Raw genomic sequence first — 23,245 nt, 5'->3', positions numbered from 1 at the left:
GCGGTGACGAGTTGCGTGAAGTCGGCAAGCCGGGACTCGGTGCCCGGGGGCAGCGGTTCCGGGCCGGCGGCGGCCGCGAAGACGACGCCCCAGAGGCGGTCGTCCACGACGACCGGCGCATCCACCGAGCGCCCCACGCGCGCGGGACGACGGTCCGGGCCACCTCGGCGGCGGCCGCCCCGACCTCCATGGCGGGCCCGTGGGGGGTGCCGAGGACGGTGGCGGTGCCGTCGGCCGCGTACCGCAGGACGGCTGCGGAACCGCTGCTCAGCACCGTCCCCACCTGGTGGGCGACTGCGGAGAACGCCTCGTGCGGCGGCAGCCCGCGGGCCACCAGGGTGGCGACCTCGCGCAGGGCGGCCTGTTCGCGGGCCGCGCGGCGGCTCTCGGTGACGCCACGTGCGGCGGCGTAGACGAGGACAACGCGGCCTTCCCCAGGGCGCCGCCTTGCTACCGCCCGTGGACGAGCGCGGCGCTGGGTGAGGGGGACGTTCTTTTCAGGACGGGTCCTGCGCGGTTTGCCGCTGGCTGCAAAGCGCGGTGGTCGCCCGGTTGGCAAGCTGTGCACATGTCGCTGCGCTGTCTCATCGTCGATGACAGCGCCCGGTTCCTGCAGGCCGCGCGCCCTGCTGGAGCAGGGTGGGATCCGCGTCGTCGGCCTCGCCTCGACCGGCGCCGAGGCCCTCGCACGGGTCCGGGACACTCGCGTGGACGTCGCCCTCGTCGACCTCGACCTGGACGGCGCGAACGGCTTCGACATGGCCTGGCAGCTGACCGACCGCGGGCCCCCGTGATCCTCATCTCGACCCACTCCCTGGACGACTTCCAGGAGCTCGTCGCCGCCGGCCCCGCGCGCGGGTTCCTGCCCAAGTCGGCCCTGTCCGCGCGGGCGATCCGGGAGGCGCTGGGCGAGGACGGGCCCACCGCCGCGGCGTGAGGGACGTGAAGTCGGCCGGGAGCCCGCCACGGTTGGGCAACAGGTGTTGTCGGGGCTTGGTCAACACGCTTCAATGCGGGGGAGCTCGGGGCCCTGAACGACGGCGTACGGATGTGAAGACCCACGGCGCCGACGCGGGCCCCGACGACTCCCGCGAACGGTCTGACCAGCCGTTGTGAACATTCACAGAAAGGCCCCTGCATGCCGCACGCCACACAGCACGCGGACGTCGCCACCGTCGCCACCGCGGAACTGGACTCGGCCCTGCGTGGCGGCCCCTTCCACGTCGCACTGCGGGCCGCGATCGCCGCCCGCGGACTGCCGTTGCAGCGCGTGCAGCACCATCTGTCGCGCCACGGGGTCAAGGTCGGTGTGACCAGCCTGAGTTACTGGCAGCAGGGCGCCCGGCGCCCGCAGCGCCCCGAGTCGCTGCGGGCCGTACGGGCTCTGGAGGAGATCCTCCAGTTGCCGCAGGAGTCGCTGATCCGGCTGCTCGCCCAGGCCGACGAGGATCCGGCCTCGCACCGGCCCGCGGCCCGTTCCTACCGCTCCCTCGTCGAGGCCTCCGGCGTCCTGGAGCAGCTGCTGGCCGAGCTGGACTCGCCGCTCGACGGCGGGCTGCACACCCTCGGCCACCACGAGCGGGTACGGATCGGCGCGCGCCGCGAGCTGGCCGGACGCGAGTCGCACCACATCGTGCGGGCCCACCGGGACGGCGTCGACCGCTTCGTGGCCGTCCACCACGGCGACCCGGGGTGCGCGCCGGAGCGCATGAGCGTCCACGCCTTGGAGAACTGCCGCACGGGACGCGTTCGTTCGGACCACGACACCGGGGTGTTCGTGGCCGAGCTGCTCTTCGACACGCGGCTGCGGGCCGGCGACACGTTCCTCTTCCGCTACGGCGTCGAGGACGGCACGGCCGGCGCGTCACGGGAGTACGTCCGCGGATTCGGGCCGGCCGGCGGCCAGTACGCGCTCCAGGTGCGCTTCGACGAGAACGCGCTGCCGGTGCGCTGCCACCGGTTCGCCCAGCACTCGGCGGCGGCGCCGCGCAGCGGGCGCCAGGAGCTGGCGCTGACCGGCCGGCACCACTCGGTGCACCTCGTCGAGCCGCGGGTGCGGTCGGGGGTCGTGGGGATCGGGTGGGACTGGGAGTGAGCCCCCGTTCCCAGGTCTGTACCTCCGCATGCACCTGGGCGTACTCCTGCAACGTGATCCTGGCCGCGTTCCTTGCCGGGTGACTGCACGTAAACGCTTGCGCAAGCGTTTACGTCTGCCGCCGCATGCGATACGTTCCCCGTGCCGTTCCGGGAGGGAATCCGATCCCGGTGTCGTTCCGGAGGAGACCTCATGCCGACCATGGCCGACGTCGCACGCAGTGCCGGCGTGTCCGTGGCGACCGTCTCCCACGTGCTGAACGACACCCGGCCGGTCCTGCCGCACACCCGTCAGGCCGTGCTGGAAGCCGTCGAGGAGCTCGGCTACACGCCCAACACCCTCGCCCGCTCCTTGGTGACCTCCCGCACCAGGTCGATCGGCCTCGCGGTGTCGGCGATCAGCAACCCCTACTTCACGGAGATCCTCCAGGGAGTCGAGGCCGCCGCCCTGGAGCACGGCTACAGCCTGCTGATCGCCGACCCGCACGACGATCCGGAGCACGAGCGCAAGGTCGTCCAGCTCCTGCACGAACGGCGGGTGGACGGCATGATCGTCGCGCCCTCCGCCGACCCGCGCGAACTCGTCGCCTACCTCACGCGTCACGAGGTACCGGCCGTGTTCCTCGACCGGGTGATCGACTCCGCCGAGGACCGCGCACCGCGCTTCGACCAGGTCTGCGCCGACAGTGCCGAACCGACGGCCCGGCTGGTCACGCATCTCGCCGGGCTCGGCCACCGGCGGATCGCCCTGGTCGCGGGCCGGCCCGGGCTGAGCACCACCGGCGAGCGGATCACCGGTTACCGGCACGGCCTCGCCGCCGCCGGGTTCCCCTACGACGAACGCCTCGTCGTGCACGGCGACTCCGAGTCGGCCGGCGGTGAACGGGCCACGGCGGCCCTGCTGTCGCTCGCCGCGCCACCCACCGCGCTCGTCACCGCCAACAACGCGATGACCATCGGCGCCCTGCGCGCACTGCGCGAGCACGGCCTGTCCGTGCCGGACGACATCGCGCTGTGCTGCTTCGACGACTTCGCCTGGGCGGATCTGTTCACGCCCCGGCTCACCGCGATCGCCCAGCCCAGCAGGGAGATCGGCGCCCAGGCGGTCCGGGTGCTCCTGGAACGTCTCGCCGCGCCGGACCGGCCCGCCCGGACCGTGCGGCTCCCCTGCGCCTTCGTCCACCGCGCCTCCTGCGGCTGCGCCGACGAGCCGGAGCGCTCGCAGAGCCCTCAGGCCTCGCAGCGCCCTCAGCCCTTGCAGCCACCTGGCTCCTTGCAGCCGTTGCAGATCTCGCAACCCTCGCAACTTCCGCAGTCCGAGAGAGGAACCGTCTCGTGATCGTCGTCGCCGGAGAGGCCCTGATCGACCTGGTACCGCAGGGCACGGGCGCCCTCGCGGGCCTCAAGCCGGCGCTCGGAGGCGGCCCGTACAACACGGCCCTGGCCCTCGGCCGCCTCGGCTCCCCCACGGCCTTCTGCTCCCGCGTCTCGTACGACGCCTTCGGCGAGGCGCTGCTCGACGGGCTGCGGGAGGCGGGGGTGGACGTGACGGCCGTACAGCGTGGCAAGGAGCCGACCACCCTCGCGGTCGCCACGATCGACACGCACGGCTCGGCCGCCTACTCCTTCTACGTCGACGGCACCGCGGACCGGCTGTTCACGGCGCCCACGGAACTTCCCGCGGGCGCCCGGGCGGTCTCCTTCGGCACCTGCTCGCTGGTCCTGGAGCCGGGCGCGAGCGCCTACGAGGAGCTGATGCGGACCGCGGCCGCGCAGGGCGTCTTCACCCTGCTCGACCCGAACATCCGGGCGGGCCTGATCCCCGACGCGGACGCCTACCGGGCCCGCTTCAAGAGCTGGCTGCCGTCGGTGTCACTGCTCAAGCTCTCCGAGGAGGACGCGCTGTGGCTGGGCGGCACCCCGCGGGAGTGGCTGGCCGCGGGGCCCTCCGCCGTCGTGATCACCCACGGCGGCGACGGGCTGACCGCCTTCACCCGGGACGGCGCGGTGCACTCCGTGCCCGGCGAGAAGGTCGACGTCGTCGACACGATCGGGGCCGGCGACACCGTGAACGCGGCCCTGCTGCACGGCCTGTCCGCCCGTGCCGCCCTGTCCTTGGAAGCCCTCGCCGGCCTGGGCCCGGACGGCTGGGCCCAGTTGCTGAGGTTCGCCGCGCGCGCTGCGGCGATCACCTGCTCACGCGCGGGCGCGGAGCCGCCGTACGCGGCGGAACTGGTCTGAGAAACGCCGGGCGGCAATCACGTACGGCGGATGTCACAGCGTGTTCCCTTCGGCGGGCGCTGCGAGGGCCGCGAGCAGTGGTCCGATCACCTCGGCCCGGTCTCCCGCGGCCAGGAGGAACTCGAGTTGGCGGCGCATGGAGGAGAGTTCGGCGCCGTCGGCGGAGTGGGCCGCCACGGTGTAGTGGTGCAGTGCTTCGACGGGCGGCACCGGAGCCATGTCCTTGTCCAGCAGGTGCTGATGCAGGGCGAGTTCGGCCAGGGTGGCGTGCTCCCAGGTGTCGTTCGGGCCGATCTTTCGGCGCTCGACGGCGAAGCGGACCACCGGGAGCAGGGACTCCGCCAGCGCCAAGTCGCCCTGACCGCCGCCGAAGTGCTGTCCCCTCACTCTCACGAGGGCGAGCGCGTTGATCCCCGGGTAGTAGTCGCCGGGGTCGGCCACCATGCCGCTGTGGTAGGCCTCGATGGCGCGGTCCAGATGGGGCAGGGCGTTCTTCTGTCCGAGCCGGAGGGCGAGTTCGAAGGCCCTCTTGGCCGCGCTGCCGAGCAGTCCCAAGGTCTCGGAGGAGCCCGGGCGGCGGTCGTCGAGCAGCAGTAATCTGCGCTCCGCCCCCTTGAGGTACGTCAGCCGTTCCTCGGGCGTCCCGTCACGGTGGATCAGCGTGAGGGCGTACCGCTGCTGCATACGGACCCGGCCGCAGGAGACGTCGGCCGCGGCCAGCGGCTCGAGCAGTTCCCGCCCCTCGTCGAAGTCGCCCAGCGTCACGAGGGCCAGACCGATCTGCTCCAGCTGGGTGTGGCAGTTGCCGACGGACAGTCCGTCCTGCCGTACCCGATCGGCGATGTCGAGCAGTTTCCCGGCGTCACGCAGGGCAGCCGCCAGGGAGATCTCCTCGCTGTAGCGCGTCAGCCGCGAGTAGAGCTCCCCGTCGGCGTAGGGAGGCAGCTCTACGGGCTCCAGCGTGGGGAAGACCGCCCACACCGGGCTGTCGACCCCCCGTTGCGTCGCGTTCAGCGCGTCCTTGAGCTTGCCGATGGCCGCGACCGCCTGCCGGTCGCTGACCTTCTTCATCCCCCGCTCGTAGCGCTGGATGGTCGAATGCCCCAGGTCGAAGGGCGGCGTGACCCAGTGCGGCGCCATGAGGAGCGTGGCGGAGGGCCGCCAGGCGTGCCGCACGCCCAGTTCCCACAGGACGTTGGGGTTGAGCGTGGCGAGATCCGCCACGAAGAGATCGGCGGTGTTGATGCTGTGCAGCATGCGGGCGTCGATGCTCTTCAGGCCTGCTTCCAGGTCCGTGCGGATCGGCCGGTATCCGCTGTCGAGCAGGGCGGGCACGAGCACCCGGTGCCAGGACTCGTCCGCCTCGAACCGCTTGAGTTCCCGGGTGGAGTCGGCCTTGCCGCCGTACGGCATGGCGACGAACGCCGTCTGTGCCGCGGACCGGCTCTGCGAGGGGTTCAGGCGCAGCACGAGGTGGCCGAGCGCCTTGGCCGACAAGGCCAGGGACTCGGTATGGTCCTCTCCCGCACGGCGCCCTTCGGTGACCGCGACCACCACGAGCTCCTCGGGTTCGTCTGCTTCCTGGCCCGGGGTGTGGAGGCTGTCGCGGGCGTGGTTCAGAAGCGCCTGGTTGACGGCACGGAACCCGTCATCGTCGGCCTTCGCTCCCGGCACGGGGACGAGGGATGCCTTCGTGTGTGCCGTCAGCGTGCGAAAGCGCTCCTCCCATTGGGGTCCCTTGTCGGCGACGGAAGCGCCCACGAACTCCTCGGGGTTCTCGGTGACCACGAGGTCGACCGGGATGCCGACGCTCAGTGCCGCCCCGGCGGCCAGTAGGTCCGTGCCCGCGGCGGCGGATCCCACGGCGAGCCGCGGCCGCAGTCCGCCGAAGAGGAGCTTCAGGCGCTCCTCGAGCCAGTCCACGGCGGCATCGGGAAACACCCCGTCCGGCCCTGACGGACGCCGGCCGGTGAAGACGACGATCATGTGGCCTCCCTCTCCACCCAGTGAGTGGTCTCCTGCTCCACCCAGTGAGTGGTCTCCTGGCCGATGATCCGCTCCACCATCTCGGCGAGCAGGGTGTCGGGGTCGGCCGTGTCGCCGTAGTGCCCGGCACGCGCCAGGTACAGGTACTGCTCGCGGCGCAGGCTCTCGCACACGGACCGGTAGTTGATCCAGTTCTCCTGGAACTTGAACAGCTGCTGCGCGCCCTCGATGACCGCGACGAGAGCACCCATCAACGCCGGGATCCAGTTGGGCGCGGAGGCGGCGACGGTCACCGGGAGCCCGGCCGCCAGCATCAGCGTGGCCAACTTCAGCTGTTTGAAACGCCGTTGGGCGAGAGCACTCTTCCGGTCGAACCAGTCCAGCTGGTTCTGGAGCCGGTCCCAGGTGACATCGGCTGGCCTCGCCGTACGTGGTTCCGCCGGGCCGCCCCGAGCTGCCGGAATGTCAGGCCACCACCGGCTCCCCCTCCGTGGTCGTCGACGGTGCGTGCCCGCGTCGTCACGGACTGTTCCGCCACGGTCACGATGACGTAAGCGCGCGGGCGGGGCAAGAACGCCCGGGGCGGTCCTTGGGGAAGCCTGGGCCGCGGCGGGTTCTTGTGATCGGCCCGCAGCGGCCCCTGGCTCAGTGCTCCCTCGCGCAGTGCTCCCTCGTCAGGCCTTGGGGGCCCGGGTCGTCTTCTTCGCGGGCGTGGCCTTCTTGACGGCTCCGGTCGTCTTCTTTGCCGCCGTGTTGTTGACGGCCTTGGCCGTCTTCGCGGTGGTCGCCCTCGCCGTTGCCGTCTTCTTCGCCGCCGATGCGGCCGCCACCGCCTTCTTGGCCGCCGTCTTGCGCGGGGCCGGCACCGGGGCCGCGTCGCTGATCCGGTCGGCGCCGAGGACCTCCTGGAGGAACTTGCCGGTGTGGCTGGCCGGGACGCCCGCGACCTGCTCGGGCGTGCCCTCGGCGACGACCAGGCCGCCGCCCGCGCCGCCCTCGGGGCCCATGTCGACGACCCAGTCGGCGGTCTTGATCACGTCGAGGTTGTGCTCGATGACGATGACCGTGTTGCCCTTGTCGACGAGCCCGGCCAGGACCGTCAGCAGCTTGCTGATGTCCTCGAAGTGCAGGCCGGTGGTCGGCTCGTCCAGGACGTAGACCGTGCGTCCGGTGGAGCGCTTCTGGAGCTCGCTGGCGAGCTTCACCCGCTGGGCCTCGCCGCCGGACAGGGTGGTCGCGGACTGTCCGAGGCGGACGTAGCCGAGACCGACGTCGTTCAGCGTCCTGAGGTGGCGGGAGATCGCCGGCACGGCCTCGAAGAAGTGCATGGCTTCTTCGATCGGCATGTTCAGGACGTCGGCGATGGACTTGCCCTTGTAGTGGACGTCCAGAGTCTCCCGGTTGTAGCGGGCGCCGTGGCAGACCTCGCACGGGACGTACACGTCAGGGAGGAAGTTCATCTCGATCTTGATCGTGCCGTCGCCCGCGCAGTTCTCGCAGCGGCCGCCCTTGACGTTGAAGGAGAAGCGGCCGGGCATGTAGCCGCGGACCTTCGCCTCGGTGGTCTCGGCGAACAGCTTGCGGACGTGATCGAAGACGCCGGTGTAGGTCGCCGGGTTCGACCGGGGCGTGCGGCCGATGGGCGACTGGTCGACGTGCACGACCTTGTCGACGAGGTCGTCGCCGTCCACGCGCGTGTGGCGTCCCGGGACGCTCCGGGCGCCGTTGAGCTCGCGGGCCAGGTGCGTGTACAGGATGTCGTTGACCAGCGTCGACTTGCCGGAGCCGGACACGCCCGTGACTGCTGTGAAGACGCCCAGCGGGAAGGACACGTCGATGTCCTGGAGGTTGTTCTCGCGGGCGCCGTGCACCGTGAGCCGGCGGGACGGGTCCTGCGGGCGCCTGATGTCGGGCAGCGGGATGGCCTTCTTGCCGGACAGGTACTGGCCGGTCATCGACTCGGCGTTGTCGAGCAGCTCCTTGAGGGAGCCGCTGTGCACGACCTTGCCGCCGTGCTCGCCCGCGCCGGGGCCGATGTCGACGATCCAGTCGGCGACCTTGATGGTGTCCTCGTCGTGCTCGACGACGATCAGCGTGTTGCCCATGTCGCGCAGCCGGACCAGGGTCTCGATGAGCCGGTGGTTGTCGCGCTGGTGCAGGCCGATGGACGGCTCGTCGAGGACGTACAGGACGCCGACGAGGCCGGAGCCGATCTGGGTGGCGAGGCGGATGCGCTGGGCCTCGCCGCCGGACAGCGTGCCGGCCGCGCGGTTCAGCGAGAGGTAGTCCAGGCCGACGTCGACCAGGAACTTGAGCCGCTCGTTGACCTCCTTCAGCACGCGCTCGGCGATCTTCTTGTCGCGGGCGGTCAGCTTCAGCTCGCCCAGGAAGTCCGCACAGTCGCTGATGGACATCGCGGCGACCTCGGCGATCGACTTCCCCATGACGGTGACCGCGAGGACGACCGGCTTGAGGCGCGTGCCCTCACAGGTGGGGCAGGGCACCTCGCGCATGTAGCCCTCGAAGCGCTCCCGGCCGGCGTCGCTCTCGGACTCGCTGTGCCGGCGCTTGACGAAGGGGACGGCGCCTTCGAACGGGGTCGTGTAGACGCGCTCGCGGCCGTACCGGTTGCGGTAGCGGACCTCGATCTGGGTCTTGTGGCCGTACATGAGGGCCTTCTTGGCGCGCTGCGGCAGACCGGCGAAGGGGATGTCCGTACGGAATCCCAGCGCGTCCGCGAGGGCGCCGATCAGGCGGCCGAAGTAGTCCTTGGTGTGGCCGTGCGACCAGGGGTGGATGGCGCCCTCGTCGAGGGACTTGTCCTCGTCCGGGACGATCAGCTCCGGGTCGACCTCCATGCGCGTGCCGATGCCGGTGCACTCGGGGCAGGCGCCGAAGGGCGAGTTGAAGGAGAAGGAGCGGGGCTCCAGCTCTTCGAAGGACAGGTCGTCGTACGCGCAGTACAGGTGCTCCGAGAACATGCGCTCGCGCTCGGGGTCGTCCTCGGGGAGGTCGACGAAGTCGAGCACGACCATGCCGGCGGACAGGCCGAGTGCGGTCTCGACGGAGTCGGTGAGGCGGCGCTTGGCGGAGTCCTTCACCGTGAGGCGGTCGACGACCACCTCGATGGTGTGCTTCTCCTGCTTCTTCAGGACGGGCGGGTTGGAGAGCTGGATCGTCTCGCCGTCCACCCGCGCGCGGGAGTAGCCCTTGGTCTGCAGGTCGGCGAAGAGGTCGACGAACTCGCCCTTGCGCTCACGCACCAGCGGCGACAGCACCTGGAAGCGGCTCCCCTCCGGCAGCTCCAGGACTCTGTCGACGATGGCCTGCGGCGACTGGCGCGAGATCGGGCGGCCGCACTCGGGGCAGTGCGGCTTGCCGATGCGCGCGAAGAGCAGGCGCAGATAGTCGTAGACCTCGGTGATGGTGCCGACCGTCGAGCGCGGGTTGCGCGAGGTCGACTTCTGGTCGATGGAGACCGCGGGCGAGAGTCCCTCGATGAAGTCGACGTCCGGCTTGTCCATCTGGCCGAGGAACTGGCGGGCGTACGAGGAGAGCGATTCCACATAGCGCCGCTGGCCCTCGGCGAAGATGGTGTCGAAGGCCAGGGAGGACTTGCCCGACCCGGACAGGCCCGTGAAGACGATGAGCGAGTCGCGAGGCAGGTCGAGCGAGACGTTCTTCAGGTTGTGCTCGCGCGCGCCACGGACGATGAGACGGTCGGCCACGCCGGTCCGCACCTTTCTTGAGAGAAGTGACAGGGGCGAGGCCCCCGTGCTTTCTCAGACTAGGGGGAGCCACTGACAACGCCGGTCGGATTCCCGGAGTGCATAACAATCCCCGACCATCCAGCATGCCCGACGCCACGCCCGACCATATAGCACGTGCATTCGATTTACGGCACACCTTCACCACCTTCACCCGAAGGTGTGGCGGAGCTAAGGTCAGCACCATGATTGATCACGCGCATGACCTGGCGTCTGTACGTGACGCGACCGACCGCTTGCTCATCGCAGTCGCCAAACTGGACGACGCGGCTGTGACCGAGCCGTCACGACTGCCCGGCTGGACCCGCGGCCACGTCCTCGCCCACCTCGCCCGCAACGCGGACGCCCTGGTGAACGTCCTCGAAGGCCGTCCCATGTACGTCTCCGCGGACGCCCGGGACACCGACATCGAGCGGGACGCCCCCCGCCCCCTCGCCGTCCACCTCGCCGACCTGCGCGACAGTGCGGCGCGCTTCCAGGAGGCGGGGGCGGCCCCGGCGGACTGGTCGCGCACGGTGGAGCTGCGGGGCGGGGTCACCGACTCGGCGTCCCGGGTGCCGTTCCGGCGGTGGATCGAGGTGGAGCTGCACCGTGTGGACCTCGGGATCGGGTACGAGCTGGAGGACCTCCCCGAGGAGTTCGCCCAGCGCGAGATCGACGTCCTGGCCGACCGCTTCCGGGGGCATCCCGACGTACCCGCCGTGCTGATCGAGCAGGACGACCGACGCCGGACCCCGACCGGCCGCGAGGGTGGGGTGGAGGTCACCGTGACGGGCCGCCGGGCCGACCTGCTGGGCTGGCTCGCCGGCCGCCGCGACGGATCCGCTCTGACCGTGGTCGGCGGCCCGCTGCCGGACCTTCCCCCGCTGTAGTCGCTCCCCTCGGCCGGGCCCCTCCCCCGCTATAGGCTGAACGTCATGACGTACAGCGGAGCGGTGAAGGTCGGCGGCCCGGCCGATGTGCATGAACTGCCGGACCTGATCATCACGAAGATCGCGGTCGGCCCGATGGACAACAACGCCTATCTGCTTCGCTGCCGGGCCACGGACGAGCAGCTGCTGATCGACGCCGCCAACGACGCGGGCACTCTGCTCGGCAGCATCGGCGACGACGGCATCGCCTCGGTCGTCACCACGCATCAGCACGGCGACCACTGGCAGGCGCTCGCCGAGGTCGTCGCCGCCACGGGCGCGCGCACGTACGCGGGACGGGACGACGCCGACGGCATCCCCGTACCGACCGACGTCCTGGTCGACGACGGCGACACCATCCGCGTGGGGCGCGTGGAGTTCACCGCGCGCCATCTGGTCGGCCACACGCCGGGCTCGATCGCCCTCGTCTACGACGACCCGCACGGGCATCCCCATGTGTTCACCGGCGACTGTCTGTTCCCGGGTGGTCCTGGCCGGACAACACGGCCCGAGGACTTCCAGAGCCTGATGAGCGGGCTCGAGGAGAAGGTGTTCAGCCTGCCAGATGAGGCCTGGATCTACCCCGGGCACGGCAACGACAGCACCCTCGGGGCGGAGCGCCCACACATTCAGGAGTGGTGGGCTCGGGGCTGGTAGTCGCAGGCAATGAGAACTCAGATCGTCACGGCCGTAGTAGGCGTCGTTGGCACTGGCCTCGGCGCCTCCCTGGCGCTGATAGGTACGACCTGGCAAGCGCGAATAGCGGCGCGCAGCAAGCGCCAGGAGCTGGATCAGTCGAAGGAACAGGCCCGCACGCAGCTGTACGTGGATCACGTGGGCAGGCGCCTGGAGAACCGTCGAGCGACGTACATCACCTTCATGCAGGCGGTGTCGACACTGGTCCAGGCGACGCGAGACGACAGAATTGACGGCGCCCGGTTGACCGGCCAAATCGTCCAGCACCTCGCGGAGATGGCCGAAGCCGCTGGCGAGATCGATACGGCCCGCAACATGGTGACGATCGACGGGCCGCAGGCAGTCGCTGGCCAGGCCTCGGAGCTGTGCCGCATCCCGTACAGACTTGCGAGCGCCGTGTCGGCGATCTACGACGAGTCCTTGGACGACGACGGCAGGCAGCAGGCGCTGCAGTCGGCCGTCGACATTCGTGTCAATCTCGTCCGGGAGCTGACGCGGTTCTCCGTGATGGCGTCTGCGGCATTGAATCTGGACGGGGTCGGCAACCACCTCGACAGCTTTCAGACGCCCGGCGCTGCGCCCTCCGCTACATAGGCCAGGGCGGGCGCGTAGAGCAGGCGCGGCACATACTCGGGGATCTGTTCGAGGGTGACCCAGGCGACGGCGGAGAACTTCCGTAGGGAGGCCGCGCCGGTTTCGCCTCGGAGGACCCTGCAAGCCACGTAGGCGATGCGTCGGCTCCGGGCAGACGAGGGCCTGGTCGATGTGGAGGCCGGGTGCCTTGAGCGTCCACTCTTCAGGTCGCCGCGCAGCTCGCGGAGTTGGACGCGGATGGTCTTCTTCTCGTCGCTGGTCAACATCACGAGGCACTTCTCCTTCGGGTTGGCCGGCCGCCGGTGGACGGCCGGAGTTTCTGCGGTCACCGGGTGGCTAGCGCAAGTGACTAGTGATACCTCGCATGCGGTCCCCCTGTGACCAGGCAAAACGCCGCGTCGCCACCTGTTCACTGGCGCCGCGCTAGTGGCGGAACGCGCCGCCGCGGCTTGGGGGGCGTGAGTGTGGGGCTCTTCGCAAGGCTGGCGCCTCATGCCGAGAACAGCTCACTGCAGGAGGGCTGCGACGGACGCGGGGAGAAGATCCCGCAGATCGGTGATCTGAACGTGGGCGGCATGGGTCGCGGTGAACTGGGCGACGGACATGTTCGGCGTGCCGAAGACGGTGGTGAAGGTCCGCAGCGCCCCTGGGCTGCGGTCCAGGGCCCAGGCCGCGGTTGAAGTGCTGGTGGTCAGGAAGCGGCAGGGCTCGGGGCCGATCACGAACAGCTCAGCCCGGCGGCCGGAGGTGTCGGCGGCCAGCATCACGAGGTCCTTGAAGGCCTGGCGCTTGCGCATGGCGTCCGCGCCGCGCCAACGAGCGAGCTTGAACTCCGCGATGCGCTGGTCTGTTTCCACGTCGTACGGGCGGCTCGGGTCGTTGCCGGCACCGAGGGAGGGGCGGACTGTGATGCGTTCTTCATCCCCGAGGATGTGGGGCAGTACGAGGAGGATGCCGCAGGCGTGGATCAAGTCGTTGATCCGGCCCAGGCTCTCGCGGACCGTGAGCGCTGAGGCAAGCAGCTCCGGCACGACCTGGCCGTCCTCCGCGATCCGCATGACATTCATCCCGTCGGCGCCCTCCAATCGGCGCTCCAGCGAGGCCAGGACCTGGGTGAGCGGCTGGCGGCTCAGGAAGCCGGCGAGGACCCCCACGGCGGTGCTCAGCCGCTCTGCTTCTTCACGGTCCTGGTGGGCTGAGGAAGTGTCCATGGCGGACAGTCTGGCTCTGCTTCCCGTCTCCGGTGGGCGTTGGGACGGCTCTCGCCGAGAGCCTGTGGCGGTGCACCGCGGCCTCCCGATGCAGGCCGCCGGGCAGCTACTCGGCGCCCAGGGCCTGCCGCTGCTCAGGGATTGCCACCGTCGTCGGCGGTCGGCTCTCCGACGCTCGTCTGTTCAGTGCCTTCGTCGGTGCCGTGCGACTGGTCGGCCGCTCGGTCGGCTTGTGCGGGAGGGGCTGTTCGCGCGACGCGGTCGATGATGATCTTTCGGTAGGTGTCGGCCAGCCGTACCAGGGGGTGCTGCATGACCTCGTCCGCGGGTGGACCGCTCGGTTCGCCGGTCTTCGGGGCGTTGAACTGCTCAATGAGCGTTGCCAGCTCGCCGAGGGCTTCGCTGTGCTGCGGTGCGTCGGCGGCTCGGCGCAGAATCAGGGTCTCGGCGTCCGTGAGGTGTTCCCCCGAGGCATTGAGCCAGTCCTCCTCGTTGCCGTCGGGAGCGCTCGCTGCGGCCTTGTCAGTGAACGCGGCGAGGATCACCTGGTGTACGGCGCTGAGGCGTGCGGGGAGTGACTGGCCGGGCCAGGTGTCCGCCGTCGGCTCGGGGATGCCGGCCAGGGTCTCGGCCAGGGCGGCGGCCCTTGGCGGTGGCCAGCCTTCGGGCCAGGCGGAGCGGGCCTGCCACAGTTGCAGGATGGCGGTCCTGGCTTCCTCCGCCCGTGCGGGAGCGCTGACGTCGCCGGCGCGGGCGGCGTCGTCGGCGGCCTGCATGAGTCGGGCGGTGTGGTGGCTGAGCCAGCGGATGAGCGTGTTGTTGGTGCGTTCTTCGCCGAGTTCCGCGAGGATCCGCTCGCCGAGCTCGCCGAGCGGATCAGCGGACTGTTGCCCGGCCGTCTGCGTGGATGAGGTAGAGCCAGCTTCGGCGGTCGTCGTGGCGGGCGGCTGTTCTGTTGCGGCGTCGTCCAATTTGGACCTCCACGATGAGGCTGTATCCGGTGGTCGAGAGGTACTTCAGGAGCGCGTCGCGGGTCACGTGGACGCGTGATCCGTTGGTTGTCCTGCCTGCGCGGCTGTCGTCAGGGTCGCCGTCCGACCACTGCGTCCACTGGGCGAGGACGGCCTCGTCGGCTGCGAGGAGCCGGACGCCGTCCTGGTCCGGGTGGGCGTAGGTCTGCCGCCGGAAGGCGTGTCCGGGCAAGGGGCCTTCGGCGCGCAGTCCCCGCGCGTAGGGGTCGTGCTCGTCGAGGTTCGCGGGTCGCGCAGCCAGCCGCGCAGCTCGAAGAGCCCGTGGTCGACCTCGTGCTCGGTTTCGTCCTCGTCGGGGAGTTTCCAGTCCCAGGGTTCCGTCGCTGCGGCCAGGGCTCGTTGGAGGTCTTCTGCCCGGTCAGGGCGTACGAGTGCCGAGGTGACGTAGACGTTCTCGGAGCCGCCTGCCCAGGTGGTGTTCATGGAGGCGGCGACGAGCACGGACGGGGGCAGGTCGTCGTGCGCCAGGCCGAAGATCTCCTTGCTGTCCGTGAGCTGGGGGGCGGCCCAGGCGCTGTCGTCCGGGTCGGAACCGAGGAACAGGTAGGGCTGTGCGGGCGCGGGCTCGCTGAGGTCGGCCAGCCATGGTCCGTCGGGCAGCACGTGCCGGGCCAGCCACTCGTCCCAGGGGTTCTCGTTCTCGGTCCATTTCTCGATCAGCAGGGGATGGTGCTCGTCGACGAGTTCGCCGGCCGCGGCCAGCATGGAGTGGTACTCCAGGTAGAGCCGCAGACTCTCCTCCGGTGGGATGGAGCCGTGGCGGTGGCCCATGCGGGCCGAGACCCGATCGCTGCGGAGTTCACGCGTGTCGGTCCACCAGTCCTTCTCGCTCAGGCCCCACTTGTCCAGGATCCAGGTCTCGGCCTTGTGCGCGATCGTGTCGACGGGGAGGCTGAAGACCCTCGCGAGCGGCCGGAACCAGTAGGGGACGGTGTCGAGCGAGTCGAAGCGGTAGCGGTCGCCGGCATCGCTGAGGCCGCCGCCGTGCTCGTTCTTGAGGTCCGGTCGATGCTGCAGCGGTCGGGGCGGTTCGCGGCCTCGAGCTGGTCACGGGAAGGGTCGTCCGGAGCCGCCAGGGCGAGGGCGGTACGTCGCGCGAGTTCGCGGATCTGCGCGTGCGGCAAGTCGGTGCTGGTGGCGTGCCGGACGAAGACGGCGAGATGCTCTCGCAGCAGCGCAGGCTTGTCCCAGGCGACCCGGTGCAGGGCGGTGAGCAGCCCCGTGACAGCCGAGAGCCGGTAGAAGTAAAGGGCCGGTGCCCGGTACGGGGCGGCATCGGCGCGGTCGAGGCAGGCAACCAGCGCCGCCGCCAGCGGCCGTGCCGTGGCGTGGTCCTGATGGCTGAGCAGTTCCCTTGCCGCGTGCGCGGCCCGCCACCGGATCTCCCGCCGGGGGTGACCGAAGGCGCTCCACAGCAGCGCGGGCAGCGGACTCTCGTCCGGCTCGGGATGTGCCGGGGTGGTGGCAGGGTAGGGGGCGAGAAGGCCGGTGAGGGCGTCGGCTGCGGCAGCGGGCTCGCACAGGCGACCGAGCACGACGGCGACGGTCTGCCAGCCGAAGGCGGTCAGGCGCGTCTGCGCACGCGGCAGTGCGCGCAGGATCGCGCTGCGGATCGTGGCGTCGTCGCCGAGGCTGCGCAACTGCCGTGCCAGGCGTGGGGGATCGTACGTCCAGACCAGGTCAGGCAGATGCTCTGCGAGGAGGGCGGTCACAGTGGCCTTGTCCCACGTTTCGACGCCCGGCCATTGACGCCACTGCTCGACGAGGCCGGCCAGGGCCTCGATCACGGCCGGCGCGTTGGTGGAGGCCAGGGACACGGCTGCGTCGAGGGCAGACAACCGCTCGGTCATCGGCGCGGCTTCAACGACACGGGTGAGGTGCTGCACCAGCGCGTGACCGTACGGCGCAGCTGTTCCCATGGCTTCGATGTCCGGGGCGAGCGTGCGCCAACTGGCCGCGGACACCGGCGCCGCGGGCGCCTCCTCGCTGGGGGAATCCTCGGTGTCCCCGATCCAGGTGACCGAGACCCCCTCTGATTCGCCGGCCCGGCCCTGCGGAGCCAGAGCGATGACCGGTTCGAGTTCCGGTTGGACGGCCGCTTCCTGGTCGAGGGAGTGTGCCGCGCCGAGCAGCTGCGAAGCGAGCCGGGGTTGCGATCGAACGGGGACTCGGAGCCGCAGCCACGTGGCGGCGCGGACCAGAGTTGTCCGCGCGGCCGCCCGGCTGCTCGCCGACCCTGCGGAGGCGAGGTGCCGCGCCACGGTGATCTGGAAGGCGAGGCGCCGCGCGTCGTCGTCGATCAGGTGGTCGAGAGCGAGTGCTTGCCCGCCAGGCAGCGCTCCCGTGGTGACCGCCCCTTCGAGTGCGGCCGGCAAGGCCTGCGCGAGTGCGATGCGGTCCTCGTCGTCCCAGCGGCTCGCCGTGGCCAGACCGAGGCGGCAGTCGAGCCCGGCCGCGGCCTTCAGCACCTGCTCGTACGGGATGACACTGGCGTCGGTGACGTGCGGGGTGACGGCTTCCACGGCCGCGACCAGGCGCGAGGCTGTTACAGCGCGGTCCGGCGCGGACAGGTCGGCGCGCTGCGCCAGGTCGGCGTAGACGCTGAGCAGCCGGGCCGACTCGTCGTTGATGCCGGCGGCCGCGTCGACGGCCTGGTCGAACAGGTTTCGGCCGAGGTCCGCGTGGAGGGTGCCCGCGATGCCGGCGCTCCGGGCCAGAAGCTCCAGGCGGTCCGCGGCGTCGTATCCGTCGCCGCGGGCGGCTTGCGCGGCCTTGAGGCACAGGTCGGCTGCCGTGTTCGGATGGGCTCCGCGCTCGGCCAGCACGTCCGCCAGGTCCAGCCACAGGGTGGGCGCCCCGCCGCGCAGCAGCCCTGGGGCCGCGTCTGCCAAGTGGTCGATGACGACCGCAGGGGCACCCGTCTCGATGGCGGCGCAGGCCACCATTGTCGCCCAGGCGCGGAACTCTCGGTCGTAGGTGAACCAGCGGTACTTGGTGCGGTCGGTGCGCGTCTGCAGACCCGCCGTGCAGAACGCCTCCACGTCACCGGCTTGGGCCTGGCCCAGGACGGCCCGAACGTGGAGAAGGCCAGCGGTGATCAGCGGGTCGACCCGCTTCAGCCAGTCTTCGCGCTTGCCGGTGTTCTGGTCGTAGCTGTGGCCGGTGCCCTGAGCCGGTGGTCGCAGGGAGGCGGGGAGCAGTTGTTCGGCATCCGTCTGAGTGTCGTTCAGGGCGGCCGACGCGGCGTGGCTGTAGAGGGTGATCATTGCCGGGCCCGACGGTGAGGTGAACGCCCACTGGGATGTGGGCATTTCACCTTGCCCCTGCCGAAAACCTCATCCGTCCTGGTGGGAGGCGGTGTGGCGGCGTGCCGGGAACTGCGGGAACATGACCGACCGTGCTGCTGCGACTGACGTATCTCGCCGTGACGAACGCGTTCGCGATGCTGCGCCTGCTGCCTATGAGCGACCACGGCAAGGACATCGAGATCCTCGCCCTGCGCCATCAGCTCATGGTGCTGGAACGCCAACTCGGCAAGGAGAGAGCACGGTTCGCCCCGGGCGACCGGGCGTTCCTGGCCGCGCTGCTGCACCGTCTCCCGCGCGGCGTGCTGCGTCAGGTGCGGCTGCTGGTGCGCCCGGACACGGTGCTGCGCTGGCACCGCGAGCTGCTCGCGCGCCGGCACGCGGCCTGTTCCCGGCCCAGGGGCCCGGGCCGGCCCCGCACCGTCCGCTCCATCCGCGTCCTGGTGCTGCGCCTGGCCCGGGAGAATCCCGGTTGGGGCTACCGCAGAGTGCACGGCGAACTGCTCGTGCTGGGGATCGAGGTGGCCGCTTCCACGGTATGGCAGATCCTGAAGGAGGCCGGGATCGATCCTGCGCCCGAACGGAGTTCCAGCACGTGGGCCGACTTCCTGCGCTCCCAGGCCGACGCCCTTGTGGCCTGCGACTTCTTCGAGACGGTCACCCTGACCGGGGCGCGGCTGTACGTGTTCGCGGTGATCGAGCACGCCACCCGCCGGATCCGGGTCCTGGGTGCCACCGCGCACCCGACCGCCTCCTGGGTCGTCCAGGCCGCGCGGAACCTCGTCATGGACCTTGAGGACGCCGGCTGCCGGGCCAGGTTCCTGATCCGGGACAGAGACGGCAAGTTCCCCCAGCTGTTCGATACCGTCCTGGAAGACGCCTGGATCGAGGTCGTACTCAGCGGCATCCGCATGCCACGCATGAACTCGATCATGGAACGCTGGGCGCAGACCTGCCGACGGGAGCTCCTGGACCGCACACTGATCTGGAACCGGCGCCACCTGCTCCACGCCCTGCGGGAGTTCGAACAGCACTACAACTCCCACCGGCCCCACCAGGGCATCACCAACACCCGCCCGCTGCAACCGCTCCCCACACCGATCACCGACCCGGACGCCATCGCCCACCTCGGCATACGACGACGCGACCGCCTCGGCGGAATCCTCCACGAGTACGAACATGCCGCGTGACCTGCGCGGACGAGTTTTCCGGCAAGAGCAGGGTGCGGCGCAGCAATGCGCCGCACCTACCCGACACACGAACAGCGGCTCCTCGCCGCTACGGCCCCGAGGCGGCCGGCGACCGGTGATGGCCGCGTCCGCCACGAGGCGTGGGCGGCGGCGGATCTCTCCTCCGCAGGACACCGCACCGCCTGCCCGACTCGAACGAGTGAACGATAAACGGGCTCGGACTAACATGGACGCATTCGTCGAGATGATTACGAGGGCGTCTGTGGTCACGATCAAGGACGTGGCACTCCGTGCGGGAGTGACCAAGCAGACCGTGTCCAACGTGATCAACAAGCGTCCGGTGGTCAGCCCCCACACGCGGGAGCGAGTCGAGCGCGCCATAGCCGAACTCGGTTTCACCCCGAACCTCCTGGCCCGCGGCCTCGCGACCGGGCAGACCATGATGGTCGGCCTCGTCGTACCCACCATCGCCAACCCGTTCTACGCCGAGCTGGTGGAGGACCTGGAGCGCTGCCTCGAGGCGGACGGTTACAGCATCGCCCTCTGCACCACGTACGGCGATCCGGAGCGCGCCCGCAAGCAGCTGGAGATATTCAAGCGGCGTTACATCGACGGGCTCATCCTCGCCGACGACGGCAACGTGGGCCACCACGTCGATCTGCTGGCCGAGAGCGGCATCCCCTTCGTGCTGTGTGCCTCCGAGACCGAGAACCCCGTCGGCACCACCGTGGTGACCTTCGACCACGGGCAGGCCGGCTATCTCGCCGCTCAGCACCTGCGCGACCTGGGACACCGGGAGATCGCCGTGGTCGGCGACCTTCCCCCGCACAGGGTGCGTCTGGAGGGCGCACAGCGGGCGCTGGCGGAGGCATCCATCACGATCGCGCCCTCACGAGTCCGGGCGACCACGGTCTCGTCACAGCTCGGCGGGTTCGAAGCCGCCGTGAGTGTGCTGACCGCGAATCCCGAAGTGACCGCCGTGATGGCGACGCACGACCTGCTCGCCCTCGGGGTACTGCAGGCGGCTGCCGAACTCGGCCGTACGGTCCCGGGTGACCTGTCGCTCGTCAGTATCGACGACATCGCCGCGGCCCGGCAGTCGCATCCGCCGCTGACGACGGTGGCCTTCGCGAAGCAGAGGATGGCCCGCAAGACGACGGAATTCCTCGTCCGCGCCCTCAAGACCGGTCGGCAGCGTCCCGGCGTGACCTCGCTCAGCCCGGAACTCGTCGTCCGGGAGACCACGGCACCACCGTCGGGGAAGTGACCACGCCCCCGCCCGCCACCGTCCGGGAGCGATCACAGCCCCGACCTCAAGAACCACAGCGGTTCGACAGCTGACGCCTGCGTCCCACTGCGAGGGACGCAGGTCGCTGTGTCTTGCGGACTGTTGACGTGTTCCGCCACCGCTCATTAGCCTCACCGAACGCTATTTGACCGGTCAAAGGTCGGGTTGGTTGATCCGCGCGAATTCCCGCGTCCGGCCGGCCCCCACAAACTTCCTGGAGCCGCCGACGTGCGACACCGCAGCACTATCAACAGCGACTGGCGCTTCGCCCTGGGCGACTCCCCGGGCGCGTCGCTCGGGGATTTCGACGACAGCGCATGGCAGCGAGTCGGCCTGCCCCACTCCTTCAGCCTTCCCTACTTCCAGGAGCCCGACTTCCCTGTCGGCCCTGGCTGGTACCGCCGACGCCTCGTGCTTGACGAAAGGCAGTCGTCCGGGGTGGTGCGGCTGGACTTCGAAGGTGCCTTCCAGGTGGCCGAGATCTACGTCAACGGGGTCCTCGCGGGCCGGCACGAGGGTGGCTACACGGGGTTCCCCGTGGACATCACTCCGCACGCCCGCCAGGGCGCCAACGTCATCGCGGTCCGTGTCGACAACACCTGGAACCCCGAGATCGCGCCTCTGGCCGGCGAGCACGTCTTTTCTGGAGGTCTGTACCGGGACGTGTGGCTGACGACCATGAGCCCCCTGCACGTGGACTGGTACGGAACCCGGCTGACCACGCCAGGGCTGGAGCAGGGCCGGCCGACGGTGTGCGTGGAAACGGAGGTGAGGAACGCCGGGCAGCGCCCCGTACGGGCGAAGCTGATCACCCGCATCCTCGACCCGGACGGCCTGCTCGTCGCCTGCGTCGAGTCGCCGGAGTCCGCATACGCGCCCGGCGTCCTCACGAGGACACAGACGACCGAGGCCATCCGGGACGTGCGGACGTGGAGCCCGGAGGCGCCGGTGCTCTACCGAGCCGTCTCCACCCTCGTCTCTCCGCAGGGCGAGGTCCTCGACCGATACGAAACACCGTTCGGGTTCCGCCACTTCGCGTGGACGGCCGACCAGGGCTTCTTCCTCAACGGAGAGCACCGCTACCTCCGGGGAGTCAATGTGCACCAGGACCAGGCGGGCTGGGGAGACGCGGTCACCAGCCGGTCCATCCGCAGAGACCTGGAACTGGTCAAGGAAGCCGGGTTCGACCTCGTCCGCGGGTCCCACTACCCGCATCACTCCGCCTTCACCGCCCATGCCGACGAGCTGGGCCTGCTCGTCTGGTCCGAAGGCGTCTTCTGGGGGACCGGCCCCGGGGGGTCGTCCCCGTGGGGCGGCGGGTCCTATCCCGTCGACGAACGATGCCGAGCCGGGTTCGAAGGCAGCGTGAAGCGGCAGCTCGCCGAGATGATCCGGATCAACCGGAACAACCCCTCGGTGGTGGTCTGGAGCATGGGCAACGAGGCGTTCTTCTGTGACCCCGAGGTGTTGCCGCAGGTCCGCCGCCTGCTCGGGGAACTCGTCGCTCTCAGCCACGAGTTGGACCCGATCCGACCGGCCGCGGTCGGCGGCGTCCAGCGCGGCGACCTCGACGGCATCGGCGATGTAGCCGGCTACAACGGCGACGGCGCCCGGTTGTTCCCGGACCCGGGCGTGCCGAACATGGTCTCCGAGTACGGCTCCGTGATGGAGGACCGGCCCGGTTCCTTCGCGCCGGGTTGGGGGCACCTCGCCGACGACGCCGCGCCGACCGAGGAGGACCCGTTCCCCTGGCGCCATCCCTGGCGGAGCGGAGAGGCGGTCTGGTGCGGCTTCGACCATGGCAGCATCGCTGGTCGCCGGTTCGGGTCGATGGGCCTGGTCGACTACGCGCGGCTGCCGAAGCGCGCCTGGTACTGGTACCGCCAGGCCTACCGCGACGTGCCACCCCCGCCCTGGCCCGGCCCCGGGCAGCCGGCCAGGCTGCTGCTCGGCGCGGACCGTACGACGCTGGAACGCGCGGACGGGACCGACGACCTGCACATCGTCGTCACCCTCGCCGACGCTCGCGGAGAGCCGGTGTCGTCCACGGCCCCGGTCACGCTGAAGATCGAGAGCGGGCCCGGGGAGTTCGCGACGGGCCGCGGAATCCGTTTCTGGGCCGCCCAAGAAGCAGGCAACGAGGCAGGTGAGGCGTGCGTGGTCCGCGACGGCATGGCCGCGGCCTTCTTCCGCTCCTATCACTCGGGTACGACCCGGATCCGGGCCGCGTCTCCTGGACTTCAGGACGCGGTGCTCGAGGTGGTCATTCTCGGTGGGCCGCCGCTCGACGGCCCTTCTCCGGTACCGCTCGACCGGCCGTCACCGCTCGCTGCCACCGACGGACCGAGGAACCCCGCCCCCGCCGTGCTGACGCACTTCGGCAGGGACAACCCGACCAGGGCCAGCAGCAGCCGGCCGCAGTACCCGGCTCGGCATGTCAACGACGGTTCCGCCCTGACGTACTGGGCCCCGGTGGAGGGCGATCGTGCGCCCTGGGTGGCCGTCGACCTGGAGCGGCTGGTCGAAGTGCACCAAGTCCAGGTGACGTTCTCCACAGCGGGTTGCCACAGATTCGTCGTCGAGGCCACGAGCGACCGCATCACCTGGACAGTGATCGCGGACTGGACCGACGGGGAGGGGGCTGGCCCCGCGCGGGTGCGGCTCGTCGATGTCGCCCCGGTGGTCGCGCTCCAGGTGCGCCTGCGGCTGCGGCCCGCTCACGAACTGCCGCCCGGCGTCACCGAGTTGTCGGTACTGGGACAGATGTAGGGCTGTGCCCCCTCCATTTGACCGGTCAAATGAATTCTGTCCGAACCCTTGATTTGACCGGTCAAAATCAGGATAGTGACGCGGGCCAGGGACGGTCCGGAACCCCCAACTCCCCGCTCCTGCGCGCCGCTGCCCGGTTCACGAGCGCGGCTGCTGTTGCCA

20 protein-coding genes are annotated in these 23,245 nt (G+C 70.4%); 12 read left to right on the top strand and 8 right to left on the bottom strand.

The annotated features are described in order from the left end of the window. Positions 1-11: 11 nt before the first annotated feature. From AC5P09_RS30565 to AC5P09_RS30540, 6 genes are all read left to right on the top strand, one after another. Positions 12-413, top strand: coding sequence for a hypothetical protein (locus AC5P09_RS30565; protein WP_493876978.1), 402 nt, complete (start codon positions 12-14; stop codon positions 411-413). A 180-nt stretch (positions 414-593) separates the two neighbouring features. Continuing rightward, a complete protein-coding gene (locus AC5P09_RS30560; protein WP_493876977.1) occupies positions 594-794 on the top strand; it encodes a response regulator transcription factor in 201 nt (66 codons plus the stop codon). After that, positions 791-937 carry a hypothetical protein gene (locus AC5P09_RS30555; RefSeq protein WP_493876976.1) on the top strand — a complete coding sequence of 49 codons (147 nt, stop codon included), beginning with the start codon at positions 791-793 and terminating at the stop codon, positions 935-937. The genes AC5P09_RS30560 and AC5P09_RS30555 overlap by 4 nt, the downstream gene beginning before the upstream one ends. A 201-nt stretch (positions 938-1,138) precedes the next feature. After that, positions 1,139-2,095, top strand: coding sequence for a hypothetical protein (locus AC5P09_RS30550; protein ID WP_493876975.1), 957 nt, complete (start codon positions 1,139-1,141; stop codon positions 2,093-2,095). Positions 2,096-2,287: 192 nt separating this feature from the next. Next, a complete protein-coding gene (locus AC5P09_RS30545) occupies positions 2,288-3,433 on the top strand; it encodes a LacI family DNA-binding transcriptional regulator (RefSeq protein WP_493876974.1) in 1,146 nt (381 codons plus the stop codon). After that, positions 3,430-4,335, top strand: coding sequence for a carbohydrate kinase family protein (locus AC5P09_RS30540; RefSeq protein WP_493876973.1), 906 nt, complete (start codon positions 3,430-3,432; stop codon positions 4,333-4,335). The genes AC5P09_RS30545 and AC5P09_RS30540 overlap by 4 nt, the downstream gene beginning before the upstream one ends. 33 nt (positions 4,336-4,368) lie before the next feature. Here the strand turns inward: AC5P09_RS30540 and AC5P09_RS30535 are convergent, their stop codons facing one another. The 3 genes from AC5P09_RS30535 to uvrA all read right to left on the bottom strand — a co-directional run bounded on the left by AC5P09_RS30535 (position 4,369) and on the right by uvrA (position 10,049). Further along, entirely contained in the window at positions 4,369-6,321 is a 1,953-nt protein-coding gene (locus tag AC5P09_RS30535) for a tetratricopeptide repeat-containing protein (protein ID WP_493876972.1), read from the bottom strand. After that, entirely contained in the window at positions 6,318-6,785 is a 468-nt protein-coding gene (locus AC5P09_RS30530; protein ID WP_493876992.1) for a DUF4231 domain-containing protein, read from the bottom strand. The genes AC5P09_RS30535 and AC5P09_RS30530 overlap by 4 nt, the downstream gene beginning before the upstream one ends. A 210-nt stretch (positions 6,786-6,995) precedes the next feature. After that, positions 6,996-10,049 (bottom strand): excinuclease ABC subunit UvrA, encoded by a 3,054-nt coding sequence (gene uvrA / locus AC5P09_RS30525; RefSeq protein WP_493876971.1) that lies wholly within the window; start codon positions 10,047-10,049, stop codon positions 6,996-6,998. A gap of 224 nt (positions 10,050-10,273) precedes the next feature. Here uvrA and AC5P09_RS30520 point away from each other — a divergent pair, with 224 nt between their 5' ends. From AC5P09_RS30520 to AC5P09_RS30510, 3 genes are read left to right on the top strand one after another with little or no spacing between them, the layout of a single operon-like run. After that, the gene (locus AC5P09_RS30520) at positions 10,274-10,960 is read left to right on the top strand and encodes a maleylpyruvate isomerase family mycothiol-dependent enzyme (protein WP_493876970.1); all 687 of its coding nucleotides are present in this window, start codon (positions 10,274-10,276) and stop codon (positions 10,958-10,960) included. Between the two features lie 45 nt (positions 10,961-11,005). Next, complete coding sequence (locus tag AC5P09_RS30515; protein WP_493876969.1) at positions 11,006-11,656, top strand: MBL fold metallo-hydrolase; 651 nt, start codon at positions 11,006-11,008, stop codon at positions 11,654-11,656. A 9-nt stretch (positions 11,657-11,665) separates the two neighbouring features. Beyond that, the gene (locus AC5P09_RS30510) at positions 11,666-12,289 is read left to right on the top strand and encodes a hypothetical protein (protein ID WP_493876968.1); all 624 of its coding nucleotides are present in this window, start codon (positions 11,666-11,668) and stop codon (positions 12,287-12,289) included. Here the strand turns inward: AC5P09_RS30510 and AC5P09_RS30505 are convergent. The 5 genes from AC5P09_RS30505 to AC5P09_RS30485 form a co-directional block, all read right to left on the bottom strand. Further along, the gene (locus AC5P09_RS30505; RefSeq protein ID WP_493876967.1) at positions 12,256-12,558 is read right to left on the bottom strand and encodes a hypothetical protein; all 303 of its coding nucleotides are present in this window, start codon (positions 12,556-12,558) and stop codon (positions 12,256-12,258) included. The genes AC5P09_RS30510 and AC5P09_RS30505 overlap by 34 nt on opposite strands. 237 nt (positions 12,559-12,795) lie before the next feature. Next, positions 12,796-13,500 (bottom strand): PE-PGRS family protein, encoded by a 705-nt coding sequence (locus tag AC5P09_RS30500; protein ID WP_493876966.1) that lies wholly within the window; start codon positions 13,498-13,500, stop codon positions 12,796-12,798. A gap of 134 nt (positions 13,501-13,634) precedes the next feature. Continuing rightward, entirely contained in the window at positions 13,635-14,471 is an 837-nt protein-coding gene (locus tag AC5P09_RS30495) for a hypothetical protein (protein WP_493876965.1), read from the bottom strand. A 63-nt stretch (positions 14,472-14,534) separates the two neighbouring features. Beyond that, positions 14,535-15,302 carry a hypothetical protein gene (locus tag AC5P09_RS30490; protein ID WP_493876964.1) on the bottom strand — a complete coding sequence of 256 codons (768 nt, stop codon included), beginning with the start codon at positions 15,300-15,302 and terminating at the stop codon, positions 14,535-14,537. 59 nt (positions 15,303-15,361) lie between these two features. Further along, entirely contained in the window at positions 15,362-17,842 is a 2,481-nt protein-coding gene (locus AC5P09_RS30485; RefSeq protein ID WP_493876963.1) for a hypothetical protein, read from the bottom strand. A gap of 86 nt (positions 17,843-17,928) precedes the next feature. On the opposite strand from AC5P09_RS30485, the gene AC5P09_RS30480 reads away from it, so the two are divergent. From AC5P09_RS30480 to AC5P09_RS30470, 3 genes are all read left to right on the top strand, one after another. Continuing rightward, positions 17,929-19,026, top strand: coding sequence for an integrase core domain-containing protein (locus AC5P09_RS30480; RefSeq protein ID WP_493876962.1), 1,098 nt, complete (start codon positions 17,929-17,931; stop codon positions 19,024-19,026). A 280-nt stretch (positions 19,027-19,306) separates the two neighbouring features. Next, positions 19,307-20,293: a LacI family DNA-binding transcriptional regulator gene (locus AC5P09_RS30475; RefSeq protein WP_493876961.1), complete on the top strand. Its 987-nt coding sequence runs from the start codon at positions 19,307-19,309 to the stop codon at positions 20,291-20,293. Positions 20,294-20,542: 249 nt separating this feature from the next. Further along, entirely contained in the window at positions 20,543-23,083 is a 2,541-nt protein-coding gene (locus AC5P09_RS30470) for a glycoside hydrolase family 2 protein (RefSeq protein ID WP_493876960.1), read from the top strand. Positions 23,084-23,245: the final 162 nt, after the last annotated feature.

The organism is Streptomyces sp. a15 (genome assembly GCF_059026085.1).
Note: the sequence above shows the minus strand (reverse complement) of the source record. Positions and strands in the feature narration are given on the sequence as shown.

What these genes read in the sequence shown, in the direction of transcription:
- AC5P09_RS30545 (WP_493876974.1), top strand. Translation starts at nt 2,288, where the DNA reads ATGCCGACCATGGCCGACGTCGCACGCAGTGCCGGCGTGTCCGTGGCG.
- AC5P09_RS30490 (WP_493876964.1), bottom strand. Translation starts at nt 15,302, where the DNA reads ATGGGCCACCGCCACGGCTCCATCCCACCGGAGGAGAGTCTGCGGCTC.
- AC5P09_RS30485 (WP_493876963.1), bottom strand. Translation starts at nt 17,842, where the DNA reads ATGCCCACATCCCAGTGGGCGTTCACCTCACCGTCGGGCCCGGCAATG.
- AC5P09_RS30535 (WP_493876972.1), bottom strand. Translation starts at nt 6,321, where the DNA reads ATGATCGTCGTCTTCACCGGCCGGCGTCCGTCAGGGCCGGACGGGGTG.
- AC5P09_RS30550 (WP_493876975.1), top strand. Translation starts at nt 1,139, where the DNA reads ATGCCGCACGCCACACAGCACGCGGACGTCGCCACCGTCGCCACCGCG.
- AC5P09_RS30520 (WP_493876970.1), top strand. Translation starts at nt 10,274, where the DNA reads ATGATTGATCACGCGCATGACCTGGCGTCTGTACGTGACGCGACCGAC.
- AC5P09_RS30515 (WP_493876969.1), top strand. Translation starts at nt 11,006, where the DNA reads ATGACGTACAGCGGAGCGGTGAAGGTCGGCGGCCCGGCCGATGTGCAT.
- AC5P09_RS30500 (WP_493876966.1), bottom strand. Translation starts at nt 13,500, where the DNA reads ATGGACACTTCCTCAGCCCACCAGGACCGTGAAGAAGCAGAGCGGCTG.
- AC5P09_RS30560 (WP_493876977.1), top strand. Translation starts at nt 594, where the DNA reads ATGACAGCGCCCGGTTCCTGCAGGCCGCGCGCCCTGCTGGAGCAGGGT.
- AC5P09_RS30510 (WP_493876968.1), top strand. Translation starts at nt 11,666, where the DNA reads ATGAGAACTCAGATCGTCACGGCCGTAGTAGGCGTCGTTGGCACTGGC.